The organism is Paenibacillus ottowii, assembly GCF_050516475.1.
GTDB classification, from domain to species: Bacteria; Bacillota; Bacilli; order Paenibacillales; family Paenibacillaceae; genus Paenibacillus; species Paenibacillus ottowii.
On the sequence record NZ_CP191577.1, the window covers coordinates 1,591,081 to 1,595,079 of the forward strand.

The window sequence follows — 3,999 nt, forward strand, 5'->3', positions numbered from 1 at the left end:
TCCTCTTTATAAAAAAATTAGAATTTTGTATGTGTCATATAACGTTCCTGTATTCACGACCCAGCATATGCTGGGTGTCCGGCGAATGCCGGACCAAGGGCGTATGCCCGCAGCGTGAATATTATGTTAGTTGAAGTTACTGTCTTCTTAGAGACGCTAAATTATTTAGATACTTCTTCACTTCTATTTTCCCATACATCTAAGACGGGTTTTAAAAAATATCCTGGGTTTTCTTCAGAAATTTTCGTCTCTAAAAATTTAATATTCCCAAAATATCTTCTTTGAAATTCAGTCATATAACTTCTGGATTTCCCATCAAAGGTTATTACAGAAATACAAAGTGCTTCCGCTTTATCTCGTGTCTCACTAACAGGAGTACCGTCCATTATTGCATCTACATCTCTAGAGATCCAAGCCTCATTGATATTAATTACACAAGTGGCCTTTGTTTCTTTAACATATTGAGCAAGCTCTTTCATAATTAAAAACTTATCTGATTTATCTTCTGGATTAACAGAGCGTAACTCCCACCCTTTGTAGGGCACTTTAATAAACTGTATCCATTGGTGATACTTATCTTTTTTAAGCACTTGCAAAGCCACTTTATTCAAAGTATCAGCGAATTTAAATGGATCATGTTTTGAAATTCCAGAAAGTTGACTAAATATCTTGGATGAATATCTTTTCTTAGCTGTTGATATTATTTGTTCATTCATTTTCACCGTATTCGTTTCAAATGCTCTTGTTTGAAAGTCACTTAATACTATATTTTGTGTTCTGAACGTTGCATTCATATTCATACAGCTATATTGTCCTGTCAGATCGTCATAGGATAACGGGTGTAAGGAATCAAGAAGTGAGCACTCAATATAATTAGAACCTGCTTGTTTATGTGCATCAAGAACGATATCTTTAGCAAAATTAAACCCATATGCAAGAGCATCGAGGATTTCCCAATCAGGTAGGTCTTCGGCTACCCATCTTCGTTCTACAACTGCTATACACTCCTTTAATTGATGTTCAGGAATTTCAACTTTTTCTTTGATAATACTTTTTGCCTTGTGAGCAATTACCTCAGAGGGCAAAAGCGCTGGTACATCAAACTTATACTCCACGAGGTTAAAATAACTATGAATTAGAACGTTTGCCTGGCTTTTTGTTTCAAGGTCCTTCTGATGAACGATTTTGACTCTAGCTTCATTAAGCCACTTCATAATTGGATCAGTTTTCATTTTTGATTGCCAATTTGAATACCAAGAATCAAAGTCTATAATTTTTTCTTTTTCATTTTGAAGAGCAAAAGTCAAATTTCTTAAAGTCTGTATGGTCGCATTGATATTCACTCTAAATCCTTCCGGATCAAAATAGTTGTCATATGCTTGGTGCCATAAACGATGTGCTTCAAGTAGTCTTTTATGTGTATAAGGAATAATACAATCCATATTATCCTCCCAGTATTAATTTAATTTATCACAATAATTTCAACTAACGTTCCTGTATTCATGAACCCCTAAGGGGTTGTCTGCTGAAATTCCTCTACGAAATCCATCTAGCAGACCAAGGCTCCGAAAGGAGCCGCTGCTTGAATATTATGTTATACGACGGAATCGCTTCTCGAAACGGCTCTCACTATTTGTTCTCTTCTGGTACATATTCAATTAAATCAGACAATTTACAATTAAACGTATCACACAACTTGAATAGTGTTTCTAATTTTGTAGTTTCTATATTCGTCTCCCTATATAACTTGTTAATTGAGTTACGACTTAGACCTGATCTCATCATCAATTCGGTTATATCATCTATTCGATGTTCTGCCATGAGTTCTCGTATATTGCACTTAATTACGTTCATCTTTTCCCCTCCATAGCTCTATCTTATCTTCCACATCAATAATCATCAACGAAAAGCAAAATTTTAACTCTACAAAGTCAAATATTTACCTTGCAATTAACTTTATAAGGTTATATAATAACTTTGTGGAGTTAATTACAAGAAGGATTAATTATATGGTTAATACATTAGAATCGTTAACAGAACCACTAATAAGAATACGTTTAGAATTACTCTATACTGAGCTTGTGGAATGTCATACGGAATACAATCAGCTTTCTGCGGAGGCAGATCAATACTTTAAAACTCTTCGTGATGCTTTACCTGATCAACTTCAACATACGGTTTTTCTTTACGAAGACGCTCAAATTTCTCTTCAATCCATCTTAGAAAGAAGTATCTACATACAAGGTTTCAAAGATGCTCTACAACTCTTTAGTGAATTGCAAAACTCTAGTATTTAGAGGGTTATATGACGCTCTTTTTCTATTATTTTCGATTCTGTCGTATAACGTTCACTGTATTAATGACGCGAGCCGGACTTAGATAGCTCCTATCCTAGGCCGGCTCGTGTTTCGTCTGAGCTTCTTCCATGATTGTACATCGGACGACCAAGGGGCGTAAGCCCCGAATCGTGAATGCGTTTGTTATACGACTGAACTTTGAGTTACAATCAAAATCATCAATCAAACGCCCTATAAATCATATTAAGGATAGTATTTATACCACCCCAATCATGCGGAATGCTTTCCCCCTTTTCAAAATTATCAAGTAATTTGAAATATCTTTGTAGTATTTGTTCTTTATTCAAAATCTCTCCTTGATATTTTTTTAATAACTGATTATATCCTTTCCATTGGACTGGAATTAAGTTTCCATTTCCATCTTTTAACATATCAATTCCAAGATATAATTCGATGCTACATGCTAAGCCATTAATATCGGTTGAAATAATTCCATAAGGTCCGAGTGTTGGGTAGCTTTTTGTAAATTCTAGATCAGGATACGAAACGATTTTTATGTTTTCAGGAATATCAATTTTATTGAGTACAGTACGTGCCTCAAAAGCAGCAGTGTCGTTGTCAAAGACAGCAATAACTTTGTTTCGCAAACCTGAACCAATAAATGCCTTAACGTAACTAACTAGTGACGAAGCACTTCCTTGTGCGTTTGTAGTGTTAAAATCCATAAACGAGTAGAAATCAACAACCTCGGGGTTTAAAATCCGCATACAACGCTTGAGAATCGAAATATCTGACGATCCTTCTGTTAAAATAATAATTCGTTCATTTCTTATATATGATTCTGCCAGTTCATTTAGTGTTTCTTCACAAATTCTATCATTCGCTTCACACCAACCACCATCAACAAGAGAAGAAAAATCAATTTCGCAGTTATCATCGTCACTATATAGTTCTAATAAAGCCCGAAAAACATATCTAATGTCGGAACTAATAAAACCAAAAATAGATTCCCCTTGATAATCCTCGTTCATCATGAAATACTGCATTGGATAGTCTGGTATCACTATTTCATCTTTATAATAAGTAGTGACTGTAGAGAGAAGTAATTATACCTTTCATTGATTTCAACCAATTGTTGAATGTATATTCTTTGATTTCTATTTCTACGAATTCATCTCCGCATAAATAACTACAGTTTTGCACAGATTCATTATGAGTGATAAATTCTTTTTGCGCTTTATCTAACGTAAAACCCAAAACATCTAATCGCAATTTAATTTTTTTAACAGTAGATCTGTATTTACAAGACAACCTCTCCTCATTATCTTCATCTATTATTTTTTCTAACTTTTTATCCTCTTCACGATACAGCGTAAGCCAAATGGGATTTATATGATTTTTGCTTAAAGAGAAGTCAAAGCCATTAATACCAATAGATGCGTAACTACCCACAAATGGTCCCCCTTTAATTAGTCTTCGTTCTGTCGTATAACGTTCCTGTATTCACAACTCAGCGTATGCTGAGTGGCCCGCAGCCTGAATATTATGTTATACAACGGAATTGCTCCTCGAATCAACTCTTGTGTCTAAGATTTTAACTACTCATTTGACTCATATTTACAAACATCATTAAAAACACCAAGAGTAAGAAAAGTTAAGGGGTTCTTCTTTACTTGTAAATATTTCTTTAATAAGTCTGTAT

At 34.4% G+C, this 3,999-nt stretch carries 5 protein-coding genes; 1 reads left to right on the forward strand and 4 read right to left on the reverse strand.

What is annotated here, in order from left to right; translation table 11 throughout:
* Positions 1 to 161 precede the first annotated feature (161 nt).
* Together ACQQ6X_RS07450 and ACQQ6X_RS07455 are read right to left on the reverse strand one after the other, a co-directional pair.
* Positions 162 to 1,442 carry a hypothetical protein gene (locus ACQQ6X_RS07450; RefSeq protein ID WP_305164804.1) on the reverse strand — a complete coding sequence of 427 codons (1,281 nt, stop codon included), beginning with the start codon at positions 1,440 to 1,442 and terminating at the stop codon, positions 162 to 164.
* Positions 1,443 to 1,629: 187 nt separating this feature from the next.
* Entirely contained in the window at positions 1,630 to 1,854 is a 225-nt protein-coding gene (locus ACQQ6X_RS07455) for a helix-turn-helix domain-containing protein (protein WP_305164805.1), read from the reverse strand.
* Between the two features lie 155 nt (positions 1,855 to 2,009).
* Between ACQQ6X_RS07455 and ACQQ6X_RS07460 the strand changes: the two genes are divergently transcribed.
* On the forward strand, positions 2,010 to 2,297 hold the full coding sequence (locus tag ACQQ6X_RS07460; RefSeq protein WP_305164806.1) for a DUF6809 family protein: 288 nt from the start codon (positions 2,010 to 2,012) through the stop codon (positions 2,295 to 2,297).
* A gap of 218 nt (positions 2,298 to 2,515) precedes the next feature.
* Here ACQQ6X_RS07460 and ACQQ6X_RS07465 read toward each other — a convergent pair whose 3' ends face one another.
* Positions 2,516 to 3,331, reverse strand: a complete 816-nt coding sequence (locus tag ACQQ6X_RS07465; RefSeq protein WP_305164807.1) for a HEPN/Toprim-associated domain-containing protein — start codon at positions 3,329 to 3,331, stop codon at positions 2,516 to 2,518.
* Between the two features lie 40 nt (positions 3,332 to 3,371).
* Positions 3,372 to 3,749 carry a HEPN/Toprim-associated domain-containing protein gene (locus ACQQ6X_RS07470; protein WP_305164808.1) on the reverse strand — a complete coding sequence of 126 codons (378 nt, stop codon included), beginning with the start codon at positions 3,747 to 3,749 and terminating at the stop codon, positions 3,372 to 3,374.
* Positions 3,750 to 3,999 lie beyond the last annotated feature (250 nt).

What these genes read in the sequence shown, in the direction of transcription:
- ACQQ6X_RS07450 (WP_305164804.1), bottom strand. Translation starts at nt 1,442, where the DNA reads ATGGATTGTATTATTCCTTATACACATAAAAGACTACTTGAAGCACAT.
- ACQQ6X_RS07455 (WP_305164805.1), bottom strand. Translation starts at nt 1,854, where the DNA reads ATGAACGTAATTAAGTGCAATATACGAGAACTCATGGCAGAACATCGA.
- ACQQ6X_RS07460 (WP_305164806.1), top strand. Translation starts at nt 2,010, where the DNA reads ATGGTTAATACATTAGAATCGTTAACAGAACCACTAATAAGAATACGT.
- ACQQ6X_RS07465 (WP_305164807.1), bottom strand. Translation starts at nt 3,331, where the DNA reads ATGATGAACGAGGATTATCAAGGGGAATCTATTTTTGGTTTTATTAGT.